This window comes from Leucothrix mucor DSM 2157 (genome assembly GCF_000419525.1).
Lineage (GTDB): Bacteria > Pseudomonadota > Gammaproteobacteria > Thiotrichales > Thiotrichaceae > Leucothrix > Leucothrix mucor.
Map to the genome: position 1 here is coordinate 331,384 of NZ_ATTE01000001.1, position 22,060 is coordinate 353,443.

The window sequence follows — 22,060 nt, forward strand, 5'->3', positions numbered from 1 at the left end:
TTTTTTGTGCCGGTCATTTGAGTATTGTGATTTTTAGTCTGAGGGCCGCTTTTTAAAATATAGGTGCATGATTTGTCCCGTATTTTGCCTTATGCTATTAGCGCTTAGGTGGAAATTCAATAATGAACAATTTTAAGAGGCAGTGAGTATGCGAGCAGTGAGAAGAGCGATACCAGAAGACACGACATTGATTAATAGTCCGGCTTGGCAGGCTTTGGCAGAGCACTTCGACACACTAAAATCTGTGCACATGCTGGATTTATTTGAGCAAGACCCCAAGCGCTTCGAGAACTTCTCAGCGCAGCAGGGTGAGCTATTACTGGATTACTCCAAAAATCGCATCACTGATGAAACGCTATCCCTGTTATTTGATCTGGCTCGTCAAGCTGATTTGCCAACCATGCGTAACAAGCTATTCTCTGGTGAAAAAATCAATAACACTGAAGATCGCGCCGTATTACATACCGCATTGCGTAATCGCTCCAATACGCCAGTCAGCTGCGATGGCGAGAATGTCATGCCAGATGTGAATGCCGAGCTGGATAAAATGCGTGTATTCAGTGAGTGGGTGCGTTCTGGTGAGTGGAAAGGCTTCACTGGCGAAGCGATTACTGACATTGTGAATATCGGTATTGGTGGTTCTGACTTAGGTCCGAATATGGTGTGTACTGCACTTAAGCCGTATGCCTCTGATAACCTCAATGTGCATTTCGTATCCAATGTGGATGCCATGCAGATCACCCAGATTGTAAAAAAGCTACGCCCTGAAACCACCTTATTTATTGTCGCGTCAAAAACCTTTACAACTCAAGAAACGCTAACTAATGCTAAAAGCGCCCGAGCATGGTTCCTAGACCAGCCTGGTACTGATGAATCCGCTATTGCCAAGCACTTTGTCGCGGTTTCCACCAATGAATCTGCGGTGTCTGCTTTCGGAATTGATACTGCAAATATGTTCAGCTTCTGGGATTGGGTTGGCGGTCGTTACTCACTGTGGTCTGCGGTTGGTTTGTCCATTATTTTATATGTGGGCATGGATAACTATGAGCAGTTGTTAGCAGGTGCTCATGATATGGATAAGCACTTTGTTGAGAAGCCACTGGAAAGCAATCTACCGGTCATTCTGGCGTTGCTTGGTATTTGGTATGCCAACTTCTTTGAAGCGGAATCCCAAGTTATTCTACCGTATGACCATAACCTAGGTTTACTGCCGGCTTACCTTGAGCAGGCGGATATGGAGAGTAATGGTAAGTCGGTCAATCGTGAAGGCAAGGCCGTCAGCTATTCAACGGGCCCGATTGTGTGGGGTGCTGAGGGCATTAATGGGCAACACGCGTTCTATCAGTTATTGCATCAAGGAACCCGAGTCATTCCCGCAGACTTTATCGCGTCGATTCAGTCTCATTCTGGTAATCAGCATCACACCGATATTCTGACCTCGAACTTTTTAGCACAAACCGAAGCGCTAATGCGTGGGCGCACACTGGAAGAAACTCGTGCCGAGCTCACTCAGGCAGGTATTACCGGTGAAGCAGCTGAGTTGCGTTTGCCGCATATGTATTTTGAAGGGAATCAACCGACTAACTCGATTGTGATGAAGCAGCTAACGCCGTTCAATCTGGGTAGTTTGGTGGCGATGTATGAGCATAAGATATTTGTGCAGGGGGTGATCTGGGATGTGAATTCTTATGATCAGTGGGGTGTTGAGTTAGGTAAAAAGCTGGCTAAAAACATCCTGCAGGAAATTGAAAGTGGCGATGATAAGTTTGAACATGACTCATCAACGGCTGGATTGCTTAATTGGTTCCGCCAGAATCGCGAGTCATAAGTTAAGCTGACTGGGTGTCTTCGGGTTAATCCTTATTTTTTAACTCGAAGACTCCTGTTTATCAAGCTGATGGGCTAAGCTGCAGTTAGTGCAGTTAGTGCAGTTAGTGCAGTTAGTGCAGTTAGTGCAGTTAGTGCAGTTAGTGCAGTTAGTGCAGTTAGCGCATCAACTTATGCGAAATAACAGAATGCTTCTGAGTTAAAACGGCAAGTTCTCTGGCAGCATTCGGTGCCAGATCAGCGAATAGGTTTCACCGGACAGCAAGGTATCCACAAAAATAACTGCACTGGGTGTTGCAAACCATATCGCTAGTGATAGCGCGATAATAAATCCACTACCGTAAGGCTGCTTGCTATCAACTACTTTTAGTGCCGTGCCAAACGAGCGTTTGATCCGACGGTTCATAAAGTCCACGCTATACAGCTCATCCAGCAGCAAATGCAGAATAAAGCCGCTAAACATAAAGAATCCCATCAACCATGACAAAAAGTCGCTCTTTTCAAAGATCTGATAGCTAATGGCCGTGGTAGCCAAACCGGATAATGCAGCGGCGGCAATTGAGTGAATGGCTCCACGGTGCTTGGTGTAAATATTGAAAATTCGCCAGAGGCCATAACGGATGAATAAATAAATGGCCAAGCCGACCAACCAAAGCTCAACCACCGAGCGGGAGTTTTCCTCAGACACCACCCAAAATAAGGCTGCAATAATGCCAAGTACCGAAAATATTATTCGACTGGGGTAGGAGTAGTGCAGGTCGATATCCGGCAAAATTCCACCGATAGTTCCGATCAGAATCAATACCATTGCATTGTCAGAATTCACAAAGCCGACCTGCAAACATAAGGTGCTTAACAAACCAGATACCACTGCCGCAGTGCTTATGTGCGTATTAAAGTTAGCCATATAATCAGGAATTATTTTTCGGATAATTGAGCAGCGAGTTTGGCTGCTTTACGTTGTTGTTTGCGAACTTTGCGTGTCATTCCGGCTAAATACAGCGTTGGAATGGTGAACAGAGTCAATAAGGCTGAGAAGCCAACACCCCAGACAATTGCTGTTGCTACTGGTCCCCACACTAAGGATTTTCCACCAATGCCGGTTGCCAGTGAAAATAGGCCGGCAATGGTCGTAAGGGTAGTGATCAGGATTGGAATCACCCGTCGTCTTGCTGAGTAAACCACAGAATGTACTACACTCATTCCCGCATTGAAGCGGTCATTGGCGGCGGATATTAATACAATTGCCGCATTCACCGCAATGCCCGCCAAGGCGACCACTCCATATAGAGTATACAAACTGAGAGGGTTTTGTGTGACCAGCAAACCTAGTACCACACCGGTAAAAGCCAATGGCACAGTCGCCAGAATCATAAACGGCTGGAAATAGCTTTTAAACTGAGTACCTAGAATCAAATACATCAGTCCGATACCAATCAGGAAAAGTAGCCCGATTGAGTCCAGACTTTCATTGATATCATCTAGTTGACCAGAGAAATCGAGATCAACATTAGGATACTTGCTGCGATATTGCTCCCAACCTTGTTTTAATAAATCATTGGCAGTGACTGTGTCGATTTGGCATTGATCATAGTCTCGTTCAGTGCCATTGATGGCAGGATCAAGACGACAATCCCAGAAGTCCTCAGGCTCCGTGAGCTTGATTAGATCGGCTTCCAGCGTAATTGCTTTGCGGAAATTGTAATGGCGAATATTACCCAGTGATATTTTGCGACTGTCATCCACCAGACTGCGCAGTGGAACCGTCCCACCACTAGGCAATGGCATACGGAAATTGAGTAGCTTGCCAATATCATCGGTTTGGGTGGTGGCAGATTTAACCCGTATTTGCAGCTTTTCACCATTGTCCTGCATTTCAGAGACAATTTCGCCATCCACTAATAGGCGAATGGTGCGGGTCACATCGCTAGGATTAACCCCCGCTCGGCGAATCGCGTCGTGATTCATTTCCAGCGTGAGTTCCATGCGCCCACGACTGGCATCATTGGTGATGTCTTTAATGCCTTTGATATTTTCTAGTACATTGCTGAGGTCAGCGCTGGCGGCTTGAATTTCAGCGTAGCCATCACCACGCACTTTCACACTGATTGGCTTGCTGGATGGCGGGCCTGAGGCCATCGCTAAAAATGAAATATTCTTCGCGCCGACAACGCCGGTCACGTCTTTACGCATTTCTTCGATAATTTCATAAACATCGCGCGCGCCGTCGGCTTCTGGCAACAAACTCACGACAATTTGACCGTACTGATCACCATTAAGCGGCGCTGTTTCGGTCAGCATTAAGCCAGAATAAACAGCGACGGAACGGGCATCATTGGGCTGCAAATGCTTTTTGACTTGCGCTTCGACTTCGAGGGTTTTCTTTAAGGTTTCACCTAGCGGTGTGGAAGCATTCATCTCCACATTCACATAAAAAATTCTGAGCGCATCGCCAGCAAAAAAGTCAACTTTGATGAGTCCGGCAGACAGCACGCCAATGGCACTAAAAAAGCAGAATAGAATCACCGCAAAGGTCATTTTTGGCCAGCGTAGGGCACGAATTAGTGTTTTGGAATATTTCAGCTGAATCCAATGAATGGCTGATTCACGCCAGCGCTGAATGCGTAACTTTTTTTGCAGGTTAATATTAGCGCCAGTGATGTGCGAAGGCAGCATCCAGAAGGCTTCAATCAGGCTGATAGCCAAGGCAATAGTCACTACCATTGGAATAACTTTCATGAATTTGCCGAGAATGCCGGGCAGTAACATGAGTGGTAAAAAGGCAGCAATCGTCGTTAACACCGCAGTAGTCACCGGCAATGCAACTTCCTTCATGGATTCTACGGAGGCATCCAGCGCATTCATCCCACGTTGCAGGCGATAATAGATGGACTCCACCACCACCACGGCATCATCGACCAGCATTCCAAGCACAATCACCACACCAAGTAGCACAGTGACATTCAGAGTCTCGCCAGTGGCCGACAGCACCCAAAAGGTAAGCGCTAAGATAAAGGGAATACCGATAGCCGTTAGCACCGCAATTTGAGTGCCAAGAAACAGCCACGCCACCAGTAGCACTAGCAATAAACCAATTAAGGCATTGCTTTGCATGATATTAATGGCTTTTTGGGTGGGCAGGGTTTGGTCATCAACCAGTTGCAGAGCGACACCAGTGCTGGCATTGACTTCATTTTGCTCATCGACCCAGGTTCTTAAGCGGTCAATCAGGTCGAGTACATTGGTATTATCCTGCTTCATGACTAGCAACATCACGGCTGGCTTGCCGTCAATGCGAGCTTCTTCGGAGGCTTTTTTACGGGCGCGTTGCACGGTGGCCAAGCGACCTAAATTAACTTCACCCTGCGCAGAAGGGATTGGCATGGCGCTGACTTTGGATGGATCAGAGGTTTTGCCAACCATGCGCACCAGCCAGCTTTGGCGACCAACATCCATGGTGCCGGCGGCGCTATCTTGAAACCATAACTGGAGCGCATCGGATAATTGTCCCGGTAGCAAGCCATGAGCTTCCAGCGCATCAGGGTTAAAGTTAATTTGCAGTTCGGGGTCATCCAATGCGATCGTATCGACCCGATCCACCCCAGACATTTGCTCAATACTTTGCTCTGTACTGCGTGCACTTTTGCGTAGTAGCTCATCATCAGCCAGTGTAGTGACTGCGACGATAGCGGCAGGAAACGCATTGCCCGAGGTGATTTCAATAATCTCTGATTCAATCGCTTCGCTGGGTAGCAGAGCTTGAGCGCTTTGCAACTCACGCCTTAAATCTGCCAAGCGCTTGTCATAAACCTCGGGCGCTAAATCTTCAAAGCGCACCAGAATACTGGAGGTGTTTTCGCGGCTGTTACTAGAGACAAAATTGATGTCTGCAATGCCATTCAGCGCATCTTCCAGCGGGTCAGTAATCCGGCTTTCCACATCTTGTGCCGAAGCACCGGGAAGAATGGTGAGAATACTAATCCAGTTAAAGTTGATAGTAGGGTCTTGCTGGCGCGGCATGCCCTGATACGACAGATAGCCAATTGCCAACACAAGAATGAACGTGAGGTTGGCCAGTACGTGGTTTTTTAAGAGTAATCTGTACATTTAATTGACGCGAATTCGCTGGCCAGTGCTTACTGAGAAACGGTTCACGATAATCACCTGACTAGTACCAGGAAGTTTAACCGCAGCCGGCTGCCCCTCTATGGCATATGGAATGGCATGAAACTTCGCTTTGCCGTCTTCTGCCAACATAATACCTAGCGCATTATCGCGACGCACCATGTATTCAGCGGGAATTTTTTGGGTGCCATCCTTCCACTGTAAACGGCCATTCAAACCGCTGATAATAGATGAATTGGGTGTATTGGCTTCAAGCCGGATGTGCTGTGTATTACTGGCCGTATTTAACTGGTTTAGTACACTGCGAATTCTGACTCTCTGGCTAAGCTCACCACTGGTAAAAAACAAAGCATCACTAGCCTTGGCTTTAACCAGTTCGCTAGGGGATAAGTCGGCTTCGATTTCCAGTTTATCGGTTTGTAATAACTGAAATACCTGCATGCCGGGTGTGACTAACTGGCCTTGTTGTACATTGCGGGCAGTGACTTGTCCTGAAAATGGCGCGTAAATTTTGCAACGGGAAATCGATAACTCAGCCGCATCAATGCTGGTTTGTTTCAGGCGCATATCGGCTTCGCTAGTCAATAATTGGGACTCAACCTGATCAAAACTATCACGGGAAATTACATTGCGACGTAATAACTGCTGATTACGCGTGAACTGTTTGCGAGCTAAGTCGTACTGCGTTCTGCTAAGTTTGAGAGCGGCAGCAGCTTGTTGTTTGAGATTGCTATAGTCGCGGCAATCCAGCTCTAACAGCAGTTTTCCCTTGCTGACTTGATCGCCAACTTCCGCAGATATGCTTAAGGCGCGCCCCTGAACTTCAGCGCTGATACCACTGTCATTTAAGCTAATTACTCGGGCAGGAGCGCTGTATTCTGCAGTAATTACCAGTTCAGAAAGGGCTTGCGTGGTGACGCGAAGTTGCTCGACTTCGCCTTCAATTTTACTTGTAGGGTCAGCGTTGTCTGCCGCTGAGAGCGGCATTGCTGCAGTTATTCCCCATAGCACTACTACCGTGCAAATACGTATTATCATAAATTGCCACAAACCCAATCTTCAGCCCGAATAATTTCCAACCTGCTCAAGCATTGGCTAAGTGGCTAAAGATGTCAATAATGTCTGATTTTCGGCAGCTTGGGCGGCTTTTAAAAATAAAATACTGATAGATTGTAGGGTTAGGGGTTACTTGGTGTACTGATTGGGCCATCGGGAATGCTTAGCGCATTTTTATGAAATACTGGCACTTTGTTTGGATTGAGTACTTCTTCCGGTGGTGGAGCCAGTGGGGTAGCTGTTTTATTTTTGGTGCTTTTCTTTTTGTTTTTAGCGACTACAGGTTTAGTTTTTGGTGGAGCAACCGGTGTGGCGACAACGGTCTCCGAAACTGATGAGCTAACCAGCATGGCATCACGCTTAAAAGCACGATAGATCAACATCATAATAGTGCCGTAAAATACACAGGCAATACTGGCTACCCAGCAATAAAAGCCAATTCCGCGCGAAACAACGGCAATACTTTGGCCTGAGGTATCAGTTGGAATTTCACTGAATAAGAACGCTTGCGACAAGCACAATAGCGACAGCACACTGGTGGCTAAAGCCCACCAAGGGCGCTTACGAATCAGTAGTAATGCCAACAGTGCTAATGGGTTTGCAAACCATGCAAATTGAAAAATCATAAACCCCATCCAGCCGACCAGCATGATCCAGTAGCCTTGTACGGCCTGTTCAGTGGTGACAAACACGGTTTCCACCAGTGCAATGCAGAATAGCACACCAGCAGCGAGCAGAAATAATAGCGCAAGCGCGCGAAAAATGGATGTTTTGAAGTCTCTCATGGCGGCAGTTTAGTGCTCTTTGATGTTGCGTTAATCCTTCCTTGGATAATCCGTATCGCTCAACTGACCAGCGAGTACAGCGACGGCGTTTTGCATCGTTTGCAAGGCTTGTTGCTTGCCGTTTAGCCCTAAGGCCTGACAACAATAAGCCCAGTCGTGATGCTGTAATACACGCAGGATCAGCAGTTTTGCAGACTGATCCGACAAGCTGACCGCCGACCGCGATAAAGCTGCGGGAAGCCAGGCGGATAAACTTGCGATGACCAAATCATATCCAACCTGAGCGTTAGCAAAGCGATGGATATCTTGTTGCATAAATTGATCGGCTTGCGGCGCTTCCGGGTTAATCGCCATTAGCAGTTTCAGTGTCAGTTCTGGTTCAAGGTGTTTTAACGCGTCGCTGAGCTGAGCTACAAATTGTCGGGTAAATCGTACAGCGCTGTGTCGCTGTAATTGCTGGCCTGCGGGGGTAAGCGGGCACAACATAATCGCTGAGTGATAACCACTACTGGCTTCTCGTTTCAAACCAAGATGTGCCAAATTATAGGCAGTCGATTGCCAAAAGTATAACAACTCAGCAGAGATTCCGAAACTAGTAGATAGATAATCAGCCGTAGATTGCTGTTTGATTGACGCGAGTAAGGTTTTACCTAAGCCTTGCTGCTGGCAGTCGGGGTGTACCGCAATGCGCATTATGCGATCAGTTGATAATTGTGTCGCTTCTGGCAGACCTAACTGATAGGACAGGATTTGCGGGACTAAATGGCCGGCAGGGCGGCGCTTTCCCTGATAAATTTGTTCGGTGATTGCTGGGTCTAAGCTGCCTTCGCGACTCACTAGCGCCACGGCCAGCAGGCAATCTCCAGAACTCAGAATATGAATACTCAGGGCGGGGTTATCCAGTAGCTGTAATAAATCACTGGGCCGTGTTTGGTAATGCGCAGTGACTAATAAACCAAACAATTGCCGCAATAGTGGCTCTTGGTTTAGTAAGTCTTCTCGGCTGAGATATTGATATTTAAGCTCATCAGCGCTGAGCTGTGTGCCAGTTAACTCTAAAGGCTCAGCATCCAGCAGAAGCAAGTCATTAACCAGCTGCTCCAATGGGTCATGACTTCCCCAGCGTACGGCTTGTTGCAGTTTAATTACATTCCAATTGGGTGTTAGGCGATTGAGTTGGTGCTTGAAGCGGATAGCAAAACCACGTCCATTGCCTTCATAACCGTGGGTGGTGGTCGAAAATACAATGCGTGAATAGTGTTGTAGCAGGCGTGTGAGTAGCGGTCCGGGAATGGCTCCGGCTTCATCAATAATCACCAAGTCGGCTTGTGGGCGCTCCTGATCTAACTGATCCGGCGCAACATAACGTAAGCCCGAATGATGGCCTGCTTGATTAAGTAAGGGTTGAATCATGGCGCGTGCCGGAGCGCTGACAATAATGGTTAACTCGCGCTCATTTAATAACGCATCAGCCGTCACGCCCAGTGCTGTTGATTTCCCACGGCCCCGATCAGCCGTCAATACCAGAGGGCGTCTGCGATGCCCATGCAGAACCCGTTTAACTGCCTCAACAACCTGCAACTGCTCCTCATTTAAGATGATGTGCTCGTGACTGTCGCTTAAATTTGGAGGATTCTCTAAAGCAGGCAATGGCATTTCTGAGGTGATTAGTGGAATACTCTGCGCATGAAAACATTGAACCATTCGTCGGAAAAATACAGGATGTTGATAGCGATCAGCGCCTTCCGGCAGGAGTAAAATCAAACCGCCACCACCTCGAATGGTGCCGCTAATCACGCCTAAAGCATTCGCTGGAAAGGCGTCCAAAGCATCTAATACCACCCAATCCCACTCTTGCCCAAGTTGCGTAATTGCTTTGGAATAGGGCAGAGCTGCGCCGTTTTTAAGCGTTTTTTCGGTTACCCAAAGCACTTTTCGATTGGCAAGTAAGGATCCCAGCCTGCTTAATTGATCGCCGACCAAAGCAAAAAACTGCCGATGATGCGGGTTCATTGCTGAGCCTCTATGCATCCTGCTGCATGGATGGGGCCGTTCATCGGTTTTGGCTCAGTAGGGAACTTGTTTCTTAACATACAATCTTAGCCTTCATAAGAAGCGAAACATCATACCAGTTAGCTATAATAAAACATGACCATAAATTGGGAGGCGGTATGTTTAAAATAATTAAGGTGGTGGCTTTAGCCATCGCTGTAACTGCCTGTTCAGAACCAGCGGAAGATTCAGTATCAAAGCATGATCCAGTGAGGTCTAATTTCTCATTGGCTTCAGTCACAACGTCGGAAGTCATTTCTCCATCTGATATCGACGAATTTTCCCTAATCCGTGAAGAATCATTTGGCGGTCTAAAGCTGGATATGGAAATTGCGGAACTCACCCCGCTAATCGACTGTGGAGCTATCAAAGGCGAGCCAGTATTCTGGGAAGGTATTGGCGAGATCATTCAAGAGTGGGATTACCCGGAATGTGGAGTGAAACTGCAAATGAGTACAGCTGATCCGAATGTGTCACAAATTGTCTCTTCCATTGCAATCAGCGCCCCCAGCAAATTGACGACAGCTCGCGGTATTCATATTGGCAGTAGCGAAAGTGAGGTTATGGCGGCCTATGCTGATTACGAAGATACTGAACATTCTGCGCCCGGCGAAAGCTTTATGGCAGGCTCTGTCTATGGCGGTTTGATTTTCTCGTTTGAAGATGATCAGGTGGTGCGCATGTTTTTGGGTGCCGGTGTCGAATAAAGTCGCTAGCGCCTAGGGTTTCCAGTATTCTTAATCGTCTCGATTTGCGATTCCGTTTAAGGGTTCTTTATGTTTCGTTTGTTTTTAGTGGTTGTTCTGCTGGCAGTCAGCTTGTATGCGTTAAGGTTATGGCGTAGTCGTCAAGCAAAATCCGACAATCGTACATTGGGGCAAAATCAGAAACGCCTCAAAATGGTGTCTTGTGAGGAGTGCGGGCTACATATTCCAGATAATGAAGCCATAAAAATAGGGGATAAAACCTTTTGCAGTCTCGAGCACGCCAAGCCTCACAATTAATCAGTAACGATAATCAGGCACATTCCGCCTTTACGCTGCACCAAAATCCGTGGAGCCCGATTCAGCTTTATAGTATCTACCGCCTGATTTTGGTGGGGGTACTTCAGCTACTTACCCTCACCGCTAATATGCCCATGCAACTGGGTAGCTACGATGCCTCTCTCTTTGAGTGGGTATTAAATAGTTTTACGGTGATTGCGGTGATCGCTATTTTTAATGCGCACTTCCGCTGGCCCAGTTATAACGTGCAGATTTTCATGCACCCCGTTCTCGATATTAGCTTTCTGTTAGGACTGATTTTTTCCAGCGGTGGCTTGCATTCCGGTATGGGAATCTTGCTGGGCTTACCGATTATTCTGCAAAACATTCTAAAGCCTGGTCAGGTCTCGCTGATGATCTCAGCGATCAGTATTACCGCCTTGCTGGGTATTGAATTCTATATGCAGCAGGAAGCACAGCGAAGTGCATCCGACTTATCTTATGCCGGCATTTTGACTTTATTTATCTTTTCTGCATCCTGGATGTTAGGGAAATGGTTTGAAAAAGCCTCAATTACCGCTGAGCTTGCTAAACGTCGTGGTGTTGACCTAGCGAACTTATCCCAACTCAATCAATCCATTTTAGATCAGCTACAAACCGGCATTTTGGTAGTGGAGCGCACTGGCGTTATTCGCCATATGAATCCAACGGCGTGGGATATGCTGGGCCGTCCAGCAGATTGGCGCAGTAAACCCTTGCGTGATTTTGCCCCTGAGTTGAATGCACATTACAAACACTGGGTTGCTAATGTTTGCCCGAAGGTCGTGAGTTACGACATTAAGCACTGGAAAACCACTGAGCTAAGCTTTCGTTTGGCCCAATTAGGGACTCGCTCCAGTGGCGCATCCCTGATTTATCTTGAAGACACCAGCGCGCAGCGTGAAAAGCAGCAGGGCGTTAAGATGGCTTCATTAGGTCAGTTGACGGCTAATATCGCGCATGAAATTCGTAATCCACTGGGTGCGATTAGCCACGCCGCACAGTTATTATCCGAGTCTCCTGAACTCACCAAGCCCGATCAACGCATGGTGCAGATCATTCAGGAAAACTCTAAGCGCATGAACACCACGATTGAAAGTGTACTGAACCTTTCACGCAAGCGGGAAGCCAGCCGTGAAAATATTGCGCTGGGCCAATGGCTGCAAAAATTCCGTGAAGATTTTGTGCGTCGCTCCTCGCTGACGATGCGACAGGTGAATTTGCATGTAGAGCCGTTGGATGCTGAAATCCAATTTGACCCAAACCACTTTGATCAGATCATGTGGAATCTCTGCCGAAATGCGGAAAAGTATGCCCACGAAGACTCTGAAGAGCTGCAATTAGATATTCAATGCAGCCAGCCAGCCCACACTCGTGACCTGATTTTGAGTGTGATTGATAATGGTGTCGGGATTACCGAAGTGGCGCGAGAGCGTTTATTTGAGCCGTTTTATACCACCAGCACTAAAGGAACCGGTCTGGGATTATTCATGGCGCGTGAATTATGTTTGAGTAATGGCGCAAATCTTGAGTACGTTCAGCTTAATGGTCGGGGTAGTTGTTTTAGAATCGTCTTTGCGCACAGTAAACATAATTAAAATAGAGAACAGCGATGGCACAACAAAAAGTATTAGTAGTTGATGATGAGCCGGATATTCGCGAGCTGCTGGAAATCACCCTGTTACGCATGGGGCTGGATACCGCAACCGCTGGCTCGGTTAAAGAAGCTTTATTGACCATTCAGACATTCAAGCCTGACTTGTGCCTGACGGATATGAAGCTACCCGACGGCACTGGTTTAGACATTGTGCGTTACATTCAACGTGAATGCGCTCATGTGCCAGTCGCAGTAATTACCGCGTTTGGAAGCATGGAGTCAGCCGTTGAGGCCTTAAAAGCCGGTGCTTATGATTTTGTATCCAAGCCGGTTGATCTGAGTAAATTGCGCGACTTAGTGCAAACCGCTTTGACGTTATCTGGTCATGTAGATGGCAAAAGTAGCGGTGGAAGTGCCGCAGGACAAGGCTCCGGAACGACCGAACGTAGTTCTATTATTGGTGAGTCAGAGGCTATGTGTCGCTTGAATGCCACGATTGGCAAGCTGGCGCGCAGCCAAGCCCCCGTGTTTATTCATGGTGAATCCGGTAGTGGTAAAGAATTAGTGGCGCGAGAAATTCATAATCTTAGCCCACGAGCGAGTGGCAGTTTTGTGCCGGTCAACTGTGGTGCCATTCCAGAAAATTTGATGGAAAGTGAGTTCTTCGGTCATAAAAAAGGCAGCTTTACTGGCGCGATGGAAGATAAAAAAGGCCTGTTTCAGGCAGCACATCGCGGGACTTTATTCTTGGATGAAGTGGCTGATTTACCTTTGGGTATGCAGGTTAAATTGCTGCGTGCGATTCAGGAGAAAGCCGTCAAGCCAGTGGGTGGAACGGAAGAACTATCAGTCGATACCCGCATCTTAAGTGCGACTCATAAAGATTTGGAAAAAGAGGTCGAGCAAGGTAACTTCCGTCAGGATTTATACTACCGACTGAATGTTATAAAGCTGGATGTACCGCCACTGCATGCACGCGGTGATGATGTTGAATTACTGTCAGATTTCTTCCTGGAATTAATCGCAGAGCGCTGGCAATTGCCGACTATTAGCTTGTCTGATGCGGCACGCCAATCCCTGAACAATTATGCCTTTCCGGGCAATGTTCGTGAACTGGAAAACATTCTGGAACGTGCCTCAACCTTGTGCGAAAACAACCTGATTCAGCCGCATGATTTGCAGCTCCCTGAAATTAGTCCGGTCATGAAAACCGCTGAGACAATGCAGGCAAAAATCGCCGCACATCCTGCCTGGAGTCGGCCTGAAGAGGATGATGAGCGTACTCAGATTCTGGAAGCACTAGATCAAACACGCTGGAATCGCACCGCAGCCGCAAAGCAGCTGGGAATGACATTCCGCCAATTGCGCTACCGTATTAAAAAGTATGACTTGGATGATGCCGGCTAATCTTAGCCGCTAAATCCTGTAACACCCCTCGCATCAACCCGCTTGCCTGTTCCCCACATTAGTTTGTGTCTGTGGGGAATCATCGGCATAATGCTATCAAGTTACTCCTGCCAGCCAACTCAAATGACTCATCAAAAACCATCGCCGGCGTGCGTGGTTTTGGGCAATCAGCCAATGGTTTGTGCTGAACTGTCATGGCTGACAGATGATTCTATTTGCTCAAATTTCAAATCGCGTGATACATTGAGAACCTGAAAACGATCGCGTGCTTCAGGCGTGATCAGATTGAAATAACAGAAGGTGTGCATGACTGCAATTTTAGATGTTCAGAATATTCACAAACATTTTGGTTCTCTCGAAGTGCTTCGCGGGATGTCCCTCAAAGCCAATGCCGGCGATGTTATTTCTCTGATCGGCTCCTCCGGTTCAGGTAAATCCACTTTTTTGCGTTGTATTAATCTGCTTGAAATGCCAGATCAGGGCTCAGTGAGTGTCTGTGGTGAGTCAGTGCAGCTCAATACCAACAAGAAAGGCGTTCGTGTTGCGGCGGACCCTAAGCAGGTTCAAGCGCTACGCACCCGTGTTGGGATGGTATTTCAGCAATTTAATCTATGGTCGCACCTAAGCATTCTGGAGAATGTGATGGAAGCGCCGATTCGGGTTCAGGGTTTATCCAAAGCGGAAGCGCGTGATATCGGGATGACTTACTTAGAGAAAGTAGGGATTGCCAGTAAAGCGGATGAGTATCCGGGGTTTTTATCCGGCGGTCAGCAGCAGCGTGTGGCGATTGCCCGCTCACTGGCAATGCGTCCGGAAGCGATTTTATTTGATGAGCCAACCTCGGCATTAGATCCTGAGTTAGTGGGTGAAGTACTCACCGTCATGCGTAATTTGGCTGAAGATGGCATGACCATGGTGGTGGTTACTCACGAAATGGCTTTTGCACGCGATGTTTCAAGTCGGGCCATGTTCTTACATCAGGGACTGGTTGAAGAAGAAGGCCCGCCGGCTGAACTGTTCGGTTCACCACAATCAGAACGACTGCGTCAGTTCTTATCGAACACGGTTTATTAAGCCAAGAATAATTGATCCACGTTTGACCCTTTAAAACAAGAAAGTACTATGGAGAAAGAAGTATGACTAAGAAATGGTTATTGTCAGTTGCATTAGGCGCCGCATTAGTGAGTGGTTCTGCGTTTGCAGATACATTGCGTATCGGTACTGAGGGAGCATATCCTCCGTACAACTTCATCAACGATGATGGCAAGCTGGCAGGTTTTGAAGTCGATCTGGGTAATGAGATTTGTAAGCGTGTTGATATGACATGCGAGTTCGTACAAAACGAATGGGATTCTATTATTCCAAACCTGATTGCTGGTAACTACGATGCGATTATGGCCGGTATGTCGATTACTGAAGAGCGTCAAAAGTCGATTGCATTTAGTGATGAGTACAAGCCAGTTGATGCTTCTTTATATGCAGCTGCCAAAGGCGACACTTTTGATTTCGATAAGCTGGAAGGTAAGAGTGTTGGCGTACAGGGCGCAACCATTCAGGCCGCTTTTGCTGAAGAGAAACTAGGCGAAAACAATACTATCAAGTCTTACGAAAAGCCTGACCAGTCGATTGCTGACTTGGCTGCAGGGAACGTAGACATGGTATTGGCTGATGGCGAATTCATTCGCACGGCAACTGGCGGCTCTAACGGCATGCTGGAAGTCGTTGGTCCTGAAGAAATGATTGGTGGTGGTATCGGTATCGGCTTGCGTCAAGATGACGAGAAGCTGGCTGAAAAGTTGAATGCAGCACTGGCTGACATGAAAGCGGATGGTACTTTGGATGAAGTGATGAGCAAATACTTCAAAGATGTTAAGCCTTACAAAGCTGACTAATCTAATCCATTGCTGAAGTAACGCAAACTCCCGGCCCGCCCCTGATTTAAGCACTCAACGGGGGAGGGCCGGTGAGTCTTATTATTTCCTTATCAAGGCACGCCCATGATAGAACTACTCCCTGACTGGCTGTCCAGCTGGTTAGGCCCCGACGGCATCGACACACTTAAGTACCTCACCAATGGTAAGCACATGGCTTGGTACGCCAGTGTTCAATACACGCTGATTGCGGCCTTTTTGGGTGCGGCACTGGCATTGCTTTTTGGCCTGCTTGGCGCAGCCATGAAGTTCTCCAAAGTGGCACCGTTGCGGTGGATTGGTAATATCTACACGACCATGGTTCGTGGCGTTCCGGATGTTCTATTTCTATTATTTTTCCCGCTGGCACTAGAGCAACTTGCTGAACTAGTGATGGCGTATATGTATTGCAGTTCAGAGGACTTGGCCACGGCCACCGGATGGCCTTTGTGCAAAGATGCGCAATGGTTCTTGTCGACGACTGAATACCTGTTTATGGCGTGCTTATCCTTCGGGATTGTTTACGGCGCATTTGCAGCTAATGTGATTTATGGCGCGATGCAGGCAGTGCCGAAAGGGCAGCTTGAAGCGGCACAAGCATTTGGTTTTACTGAAAAACAAGTTTTCTGGCGCTTTCGGGTTCGTCAGATGTGGGTTTATGCTTTGCCGGGCTTGTCCAATGTTTGGTTGCTATTGTTAAAGGCGACATCACTGCTGTCCCTATTACAGATCACCGACATTGTGGCTTGGGCCGATCGCTTAGGCGCACCAAATTACTTGGCAATGGCAGGTTTAGTACACCCTGACTGGCGCTGGAAATACTATCTCGTATTGTTTATATTCTATATTTTAATGACGATGTTATCGGAGCGCTTTTTCGGCGCACTGCAAGCGCGGGCCAGCCGCGGTATGGTGAGGAATAACTGATGGAGTGGTTCACAAGTATTCCTTTCGTACAGGACATTGTCATATTGTTTAAACCGGCTTTGTACAATATGTACTTTGCCTTGGTTTCAATTCCAATTGGCTTCCCGTTTGCGATTATTTTGGCACTGGGAAAAAACAGCCGTAACTGGTTTTTGTCCTCGATTTCCAACGCCTATATTTATGCGTTTCGTGGCTCGCCGTTGTTTATTCAGTTCTTTATGTTTTACTCCCTATCGCTGGCGATGAATCAGACGGTATGGAAGCCACTGGGGCTGGATGGCTTAATGCTGAATCCTTTATTCATTGGTCCTTTAGTGCTGATCTTAAATACCAGTGCCTACTCAGCTGAGATCTTCTATGGCGCACTTAAGAGCGTGCCAAAAGGCGAAATCGAAGCGGCCCGCTCTGTGGGTATGAGTAAATGGCAAGAGTTTCGTACGGCCGTTTGGCCTAATATGATGCGCTTGGCCTGGCCTGGCTACACCAATGAAGTGGTGTTTTTGTTCCATGCTACCGCACTGGTCTATTTCACCTTGCCAGTAATCAATGATCAAAAAGATCTGATGAATAAAGCCGGCGAGTTATTTGAGAAGGACTACAATTTATTCCTGCATTTCTCAGTAGCGGCTTTCTACTTCCTGATTATTTCGATGGTGATATTCTTTGTGTTCAATAAGATATATCAGTACCTGACGCGGCATTTAAATACGGGCCGCCGTATCAAAATCAACCCAAATTACATTCGTTAATCCTTTAGGATATTGAGACCTATCATGACCTTTGAGCGCATCGTTCGCACGATTCGTGGCGACTCTCCGGGTAAAACCACGGAGTTAGTTTACTTCCGACTTGGCCCTAAAGACGCTGGCCGCAAAGTGTATTTGCAAGCGGCGCTACATGCGGATGAGCAGCCGGGTATTATGATTTTGCACCATCTGCTGGCACTGCTGAAAGAGGCTAATAACAACGGCCAATTAAAGGCTGAGTTTGTTGTGTTCCCGATGGTTAATCCGTTAGGTATGGGCAATATTGCTTTCCGCCAACACCAAGGGCGTTATGACAATTCCTCTGGGGTGAACTTCAACCGTAACTGGCCCAATTTATTTAAAGCGATAGATGAGCGAGTTGCAGATAAGCTGGGTGATGATGCCGAGGCGAATGTGCGCCTGGTGCGCAGTGCTGTGGCGGAGTGGTTAGCTGAAAGCAAGCCAGTGAATGCTTTGCAGCAGCAGCGCCATTGGGTAATGCAAGAAGCGTTTAATGCGGATTATGTGTTGGATTTGCATTGCGATAATGACGCGCTACCGCACATTTTTACCGTGCCACAAGCGACGGTAAAAATGCAGGACCTGTCAGATTGGATGGGTTCCGCTGCAACACTGACCACTGAAGACAGTGGCGGAAACTCTTTCGATGAGGTCTGGCCCGGTCTTTGGATTAAGCTGGCAGCGGCTTATCCGGATAAAGCGATTCCCATGGCTTGCCAAGCAGCAACCTTGGAATACCGTGGTCAATACGACGTATTCGATGGCATGAATAAGGATGACGCAGAGCGCCTGTATGGCTTCCTGCAAAGTCAGGGCCTGATTGATGGTGAATTGATCCGTGAACGGCCTCCTGTGTCTCCTGCAGCAACTGATTTAGCGGCGACGGAGATGACCCGTGTAGATACTGCTGGCCTGTTAGCCTACAAAGTTGAACTCGGTGATGTCGTTAGCAAAGGGGATGTACTAGCTGAGTTAATTGCTCTGGACGGAGAAGGGGCTTTTGAAAGCCGTACGCCAGTGCTAGCCGGTACCGATGGCGTGGTGATTTCGCGCAATGTACACAAATACGTGTGGCCGGGCTGTTCTATCGCCAAAGTAGTCGGCAGTGAGATTTTGGAGTCTCGCGGCGATTATCTGCTGGAAGATTAATTGCTTTAAAAAAGCTAGGCGCTTAGATCTGTAAAGGATTAAGCGCCTAGGCGGATATAAGGTTAAGCGTTCAACTCCATTAAGCAGATCAAAGCTGATTCAGGGCGCTAACGACCATGCTAAAAAATGATGCCCAAGCGCAATGCCGCATCATTTAATATCCGGTTTATCAGCCTCAAGCCAGCGCTTTAATGTCTCATGTAAATCAGTCATACGAATGGGTTTCGATAGGAAGTCATTCATTCCCGAACTAAAGCAACGCGCCCGATCTTCACTGAGCACATTTGCTGTGAGTGCAATAACCGGTGTTTGCTTGCGCTGCTGTTCTGCCTCGCATTGACGAATGCACACGGTGGCTTCATGGCCATCCATCTCTGGCATCTGGATATCCATCAACACAACATCAAAAACGTTTTCGCGGTACAACTCACAAGCGACTTTGCCATTACTGGCATGCGTGGCTTCCAGTCCAAATGATTTGAGCATTTTCATGGCGACCATCTTATTCACCGGATTATCTTCTGCCAGTAGCAGTTTACCGCTGAGTTGAGGAAGGTCTTGTGGCTTGGTAGCTGTTGGCGTTTTTGTTTTTTCTTGGTCAACAATTGACAGCGGCAATGTGAAACTAAACACGCTACCACGGCCCAGTTCGCTTTCAACCTCAATCACACCACCCATTGCTTGTACCAACTTCTGGCTGATCGATAAGCCCAGACCGGTTCCGCCATGTCGTCTCGTACTGCTGGTATCGGCCTGCACGAACGATGAGAACAAGTCTTTTTGTACATCACTGGCAATACCAATTCCCATATCACGGACCAATACTTTGATCGTGGCAACTTTGTCTTTAATGCCCAGTAACTCCGTTTCCAGTGTAATGGTGCCTTGATCGGAGAATTTAATAGCATTTAGAATCAGATTGCTCAACACCTGCCGAACTCGCATTGGATCACCTTTTAAAGTGTCCGGCAGCTCAGGTGCGTTGTTGGTTGTTAAAGTCAGGCCTTTGTTTTTGGCACTGCCCGATAGCATGCTTCCGACTTCATCGACCAACTGGCCTAGATTAAAATCTAATTGCTTTAACTCCAGCTTGCCGGCTTCGATATTAGAAAAGTCCAGAATATTGCTGATGATGGCCAAGAGCGAGTCGGTGGAGGAGTGCGCCACCTGAATCTGTTCCAGTTGCTCTGCGCTCAAATTCTTATCTTTAAGTAGCAGCTCCAACGACCCTAAAACGCCATTAATGGGAGTGCGCAGCTCATGGCTGACAACCCCTAAAAACTCATTCTTAGTGACATTCGCGGCTTCGGCTTTTTTGATCGATTGAGCAAGTGACCTGCGAGTCACCGCTTCCTCATCCTGAAGTGCTTGTAAGCGATTGACGATATAAGCCAAAAAGCTGAATTCTTTAGAAATGAGCGGATGCTGGGTAATATCTTTCGTGCGCTTGCCTGCTGCCATGGCATCCAGTTTGTCATTAATTTTTCTGACGGGTGTCAGGATAAATATGCGCAAACTCAGCAGATAAAATAAAGCCAGTAAGATCAATGGCGCAATCAGTATCCAGCGTATTTTATTGACGTGACGTTCAACTTGCTGGACGACCTCATTAGTATTCCACCCCATATGTAAGGTAGCAATATGCTCGCCGTCATGCTCAATGTTTTGTGTCAGATGTTGGAACATGGCATCTGGCATCTTACTAATTTCCAACCGATAGTCAGGCGCGTGCGGGTCATACTGCTCCTCACCGGCGATACCGATTATTCGCGACTCATGATCTTCGACTCGGCCATACAATAGCGTGGAGTCCATTGATAATGCCGCACTGAGGTGGGCATCCAGCTTATCAAAGTCGCTTTGCAAGATAGGCAGTATGGAGGTGCTGGCAATTAACTGTGCTGTCTGCTGGTTCTTCTCACTGAGCTTTGTCAGTAAATAGTCAGACTCTAAACGGCGTACAAAATGATCCCCTGTCAAGGCGACAAGGATACAGGTAATCACCAGCACTGCCGATATTTGAGCGCTTAAATGCCATCGAGTGTCTTTACTAAATTTCACGTAGAACTGGTTACCTGATTAGTGGCCTCGGTTGGCGCACTTTGTTTACTGCTGATGAAGTACCAAATCATTGTGATGACCTGAATGCTTAATAATAATGCAAAAGCGATTTGATAGCCATGCGGGTCATATTGATCCGCGCGCTCACTAGGGAATAAATCAATCACATAACCAACGCCCCATTGCATAAGGAATGCAAAGATAAACACTAGTAAGTTTAAGGCAGTATTAACACGGCCTGAGAGTTCAGCCGGATAGCTTTGCGAGAGCACCGCATAAGTTAGAACACCGGAGCTTGAGAAGAAGGTATAAGCCATCCACAGCGCGCCGGGGTATTCGGTAAATTCAAACACCATGGCCAGCTGCACCAATAAAAACAAGCACATGCCAGAGGCGGCAACCGTCATTGGAGCCACGCCACGATGGCGCAGCCAATCGGCGATCATACCAATCGTCAGGTAGCCAATAATCAATGAAATGGCGATCAGGAATAACACATTGGCAACACCATCACGCTCTAGATTGGCGACATCACGCAGCCAAGGACCAGACCATAAGCCAATGATAGAGCCTAAGGTTGCCTGACAAGCGACTGACCACGGCGCAATACTCCAGAATATTTTGCTTTTAAAGATGCGTCGAATGCCATCGATATGCTGCTTGAGTGTGGTGCCTGTTTGGGGAATGGGCTTATCCGGCACAATAAAAAACACCGCCAGAGCAACTAAGAAAGTCAGCCCCGCCAGCACCATAAACACACCGCGCCAGTCTGTAATTTGCAGTGCAAATTCAACCGGTGTTGAGGCGGTCAATACACCAAAGCCACCTGCAGTTAACAGGAAGCCATTAATCATAGGAAGGCGTTCCATCGGGAACCATTGCACAAAGGCCTTAAACGACGCCATTAAACAGGCTGAGACCCCAAAACCAATGAGCGCACGCCCAATCAACAGGCCGGTCAGTGTTTCAGCCATCGCAAAGATCGCGGCACCAAGGGCTGCGAACATCAATAAAATGGCTTCTGTTTTGCGTGGGCCGTAGCGGTCTAGCAAAATTCCCAATGGCAACTGAGTAGCGGCAAAGGCAATTAAGTAAATACTGGTCAGCAGGCCAAGCTGGTTAGCGGTTAAATCCAAATCGCTGGATAAGTCACCAGCGATAATGGTATTCACCACTCGAAATAAATAAGAGAGAAAGTAGCCCGCCGCAAATGGGACGAAAATACGTAACAGCAAGCCGAGTGAGTAGCGCTGAGAAGTGTTAGTCATAGTGGTCAAGGGAATACGCTCGCTGAGGTTAATTGACTAATTATCGCCAGCGATACGCCCGCCCGATAAGTGATGCGGCCTATACTAAAAGGCTGGACGAGTCTGGG

The 22,060-nt window shown here is 47.5% G+C and carries 17 protein-coding genes; 10 read left to right on the forward strand and 7 right to left on the reverse strand.

The window, feature by feature from the left end:
• Window positions 1–148 precede the first annotated feature (148 nt).
• Window positions 149–1,828: a glucose-6-phosphate isomerase gene (gene pgi / locus LEUMU_RS0101555; protein WP_022950521.1), complete on the forward strand. Its 1,680-nt coding sequence runs from the start codon at window positions 149–151 to the stop codon at window positions 1,826–1,828.
• A gap of 198 nt (window positions 1,829–2,026) precedes the next feature.
• Here the strand turns inward: pgi and LEUMU_RS0101560 are convergent, their stop codons facing one another.
• The 5 genes from LEUMU_RS0101560 to LEUMU_RS24110 all read right to left on the reverse strand — a co-directional run bounded on the left by LEUMU_RS0101560 (window position 2,027) and on the right by LEUMU_RS24110 (window position 9,806).
• Window positions 2,027–2,734 carry a metal-dependent hydrolase gene (locus LEUMU_RS0101560; RefSeq protein WP_022950522.1) on the reverse strand — a complete coding sequence of 236 codons (708 nt, stop codon included), beginning with the start codon at window positions 2,732–2,734 and terminating at the stop codon, window positions 2,027–2,029.
• Window positions 2,735–2,745: 11 nt separating this feature from the next.
• Window positions 2,746–5,934: an efflux RND transporter permease subunit gene (locus LEUMU_RS0101565; RefSeq protein WP_022950523.1), complete on the reverse strand. Its 3,189-nt coding sequence runs from the start codon at window positions 5,932–5,934 to the stop codon at window positions 2,746–2,748.
• Window positions 5,935–6,990, reverse strand: a complete 1,056-nt coding sequence (locus tag LEUMU_RS0101570) for an efflux RND transporter periplasmic adaptor subunit (protein ID WP_084708000.1) — start codon at window positions 6,988–6,990, stop codon at window positions 5,935–5,937. It abuts the gene before it with no gap.
• 140 nt (window positions 6,991–7,130) lie between these two features.
• Window positions 7,131–7,793, reverse strand: coding sequence for a hypothetical protein (locus LEUMU_RS0101575; RefSeq protein ID WP_022950525.1), 663 nt, complete (start codon window positions 7,791–7,793; stop codon window positions 7,131–7,133).
• 30 nt (window positions 7,794–7,823) lie between these two features.
• Window positions 7,824–9,806: a tRNA(Met) cytidine acetyltransferase TmcA gene (locus tag LEUMU_RS24110; protein ID WP_022950526.1), complete on the reverse strand. Its 1,983-nt coding sequence runs from the start codon at window positions 9,804–9,806 to the stop codon at window positions 7,824–7,826.
• Window positions 9,807–9,964: 158 nt separating this feature from the next.
• Between LEUMU_RS24110 and LEUMU_RS0101585 the strand changes: the two genes are divergently transcribed.
• The 9 genes from LEUMU_RS0101585 (at window position 9,965) to LEUMU_RS0101625 (ending at window position 18,624) form a co-directional block, all read left to right on the forward strand.
• Entirely contained in the window at window positions 9,965–10,552 is a 588-nt protein-coding gene (locus tag LEUMU_RS0101585) for a hypothetical protein (protein WP_022950527.1), read from the forward strand.
• Window positions 10,553–10,621: 69 nt separating this feature from the next.
• Window positions 10,622–10,849: a PP0621 family protein gene (locus LEUMU_RS29395; protein WP_425411582.1), complete on the forward strand. Its 228-nt coding sequence runs from the start codon at window positions 10,622–10,624 to the stop codon at window positions 10,847–10,849.
• Window positions 10,816–12,465, forward strand: a complete 1,650-nt coding sequence (locus LEUMU_RS0101590; RefSeq protein WP_022950528.1) for a two-component system sensor histidine kinase NtrB — start codon at window positions 10,816–10,818, stop codon at window positions 12,463–12,465. Before LEUMU_RS29395 ends, LEUMU_RS0101590 begins: the two co-directional genes overlap by 34 nt.
• Window positions 12,466–12,479: 14 nt before the next feature.
• Complete coding sequence (locus LEUMU_RS0101595; protein WP_022950529.1) at window positions 12,480–13,871, forward strand: sigma-54-dependent transcriptional regulator; 1,392 nt, start codon at window positions 12,480–12,482, stop codon at window positions 13,869–13,871.
• Between the two features lie 306 nt (window positions 13,872–14,177).
• Window positions 14,178–14,945: an ATP-binding cassette domain-containing protein gene (locus LEUMU_RS0101605; RefSeq protein WP_022950531.1), complete on the forward strand. Its 768-nt coding sequence runs from the start codon at window positions 14,178–14,180 to the stop codon at window positions 14,943–14,945.
• 62 nt (window positions 14,946–15,007) lie between these two features.
• On the forward strand, window positions 15,008–15,763 hold the full coding sequence (locus LEUMU_RS0101610; RefSeq protein ID WP_022950532.1) for a transporter substrate-binding domain-containing protein: 756 nt from the start codon (window positions 15,008–15,010) through the stop codon (window positions 15,761–15,763).
• Between the two features lie 105 nt (window positions 15,764–15,868).
• Entirely contained in the window at window positions 15,869–16,708 is an 840-nt protein-coding gene (locus tag LEUMU_RS0101615) for an ABC transporter permease subunit (RefSeq protein WP_022950533.1), read from the forward strand.
• Entirely contained in the window at window positions 16,708–17,457 is a 750-nt protein-coding gene (locus tag LEUMU_RS0101620; protein ID WP_022950534.1) for an ABC transporter permease subunit, read from the forward strand. Before LEUMU_RS0101615 ends, LEUMU_RS0101620 begins: the two co-directional genes overlap by 1 nt.
• A 24-nt stretch (window positions 17,458–17,481) precedes the next feature.
• Window positions 17,482–18,624, forward strand: a complete 1,143-nt coding sequence (locus LEUMU_RS0101625) for a succinylglutamate desuccinylase/aspartoacylase family protein (RefSeq protein WP_022950535.1) — start codon at window positions 17,482–17,484, stop codon at window positions 18,622–18,624.
• A 150-nt stretch (window positions 18,625–18,774) separates the two neighbouring features.
• On the opposite strand, the gene LEUMU_RS0101630 is transcribed toward LEUMU_RS0101625, so the two are convergent.
• Both LEUMU_RS0101630 and LEUMU_RS0101635 read right to left on the reverse strand, forming a co-directional pair.
• Complete coding sequence (locus LEUMU_RS0101630) at window positions 18,775–20,685, reverse strand: ATP-binding protein (protein WP_022950536.1); 1,911 nt, start codon at window positions 20,683–20,685, stop codon at window positions 18,775–18,777.
• Window positions 20,682–21,953 carry an MFS transporter gene (locus LEUMU_RS0101635; protein ID WP_022950537.1) on the reverse strand — a complete coding sequence of 424 codons (1,272 nt, stop codon included), beginning with the start codon at window positions 21,951–21,953 and terminating at the stop codon, window positions 20,682–20,684. Before LEUMU_RS0101635 ends, LEUMU_RS0101630 begins: the two co-directional genes overlap by 4 nt.
• Between the last annotated feature and the right edge of the window lie 107 nt (window positions 21,954–22,060).

Bases quoted from the DNA above. Each gene is read 5' to 3' on its own strand.
- LEUMU_RS0101610 (WP_022950532.1), top strand. From the start codon at position 15,008: ATGACTAAGAAATGGTTATTGTCAGTTGCATTAGGCGCCGCATTAGTG.
- LEUMU_RS0101605 (WP_022950531.1), top strand. From the start codon at position 14,178: ATGACTGCAATTTTAGATGTTCAGAATATTCACAAACATTTTGGTTCT.
- LEUMU_RS0101615 (WP_022950533.1), top strand. From the start codon at position 15,869: ATGATAGAACTACTCCCTGACTGGCTGTCCAGCTGGTTAGGCCCCGAC.
- LEUMU_RS0101560 (WP_022950522.1), bottom strand. From the start codon at position 2,734: ATGGCTAACTTTAATACGCACATAAGCACTGCGGCAGTGGTATCTGGT.
- pgi (WP_022950521.1), top strand. From the start codon at position 149: ATGCGAGCAGTGAGAAGAGCGATACCAGAAGACACGACATTGATTAAT.
- LEUMU_RS0101635 (WP_022950537.1), bottom strand. From the start codon at position 21,953: ATGACTAACACTTCTCAGCGCTACTCACTCGGCTTGCTGTTACGTATT.
- LEUMU_RS0101585 (WP_022950527.1), top strand. From the start codon at position 9,965: ATGTTTAAAATAATTAAGGTGGTGGCTTTAGCCATCGCTGTAACTGCC.
- LEUMU_RS0101595 (WP_022950529.1), top strand. From the start codon at position 12,480: ATGGCACAACAAAAAGTATTAGTAGTTGATGATGAGCCGGATATTCGC.
- LEUMU_RS24110 (WP_022950526.1), bottom strand. From the start codon at position 9,806: ATGAACCCGCATCATCGGCAGTTTTTTGCTTTGGTCGGCGATCAATTA.
- LEUMU_RS0101625 (WP_022950535.1), top strand. From the start codon at position 17,482: ATGACCTTTGAGCGCATCGTTCGCACGATTCGTGGCGACTCTCCGGGT.
- LEUMU_RS0101565 (WP_022950523.1), bottom strand. From the start codon at position 5,934: ATGTACAGATTACTCTTAAAAAACCACGTACTGGCCAACCTCACGTTC.
- LEUMU_RS0101620 (WP_022950534.1), top strand. From the start codon at position 16,708: ATGGAGTGGTTCACAAGTATTCCTTTCGTACAGGACATTGTCATATTG.
- LEUMU_RS0101570 (WP_084708000.1), bottom strand. From the start codon at position 6,990: ATGATAATACGTATTTGCACGGTAGTAGTGCTATGGGGAATAACTGCA.
- LEUMU_RS29395 (WP_425411582.1), top strand. From the start codon at position 10,622: ATGTTTCGTTTGTTTTTAGTGGTTGTTCTGCTGGCAGTCAGCTTGTAT.
- LEUMU_RS0101575 (WP_022950525.1), bottom strand. From the start codon at position 7,793: ATGAGAGACTTCAAAACATCCATTTTTCGCGCGCTTGCGCTATTATTT.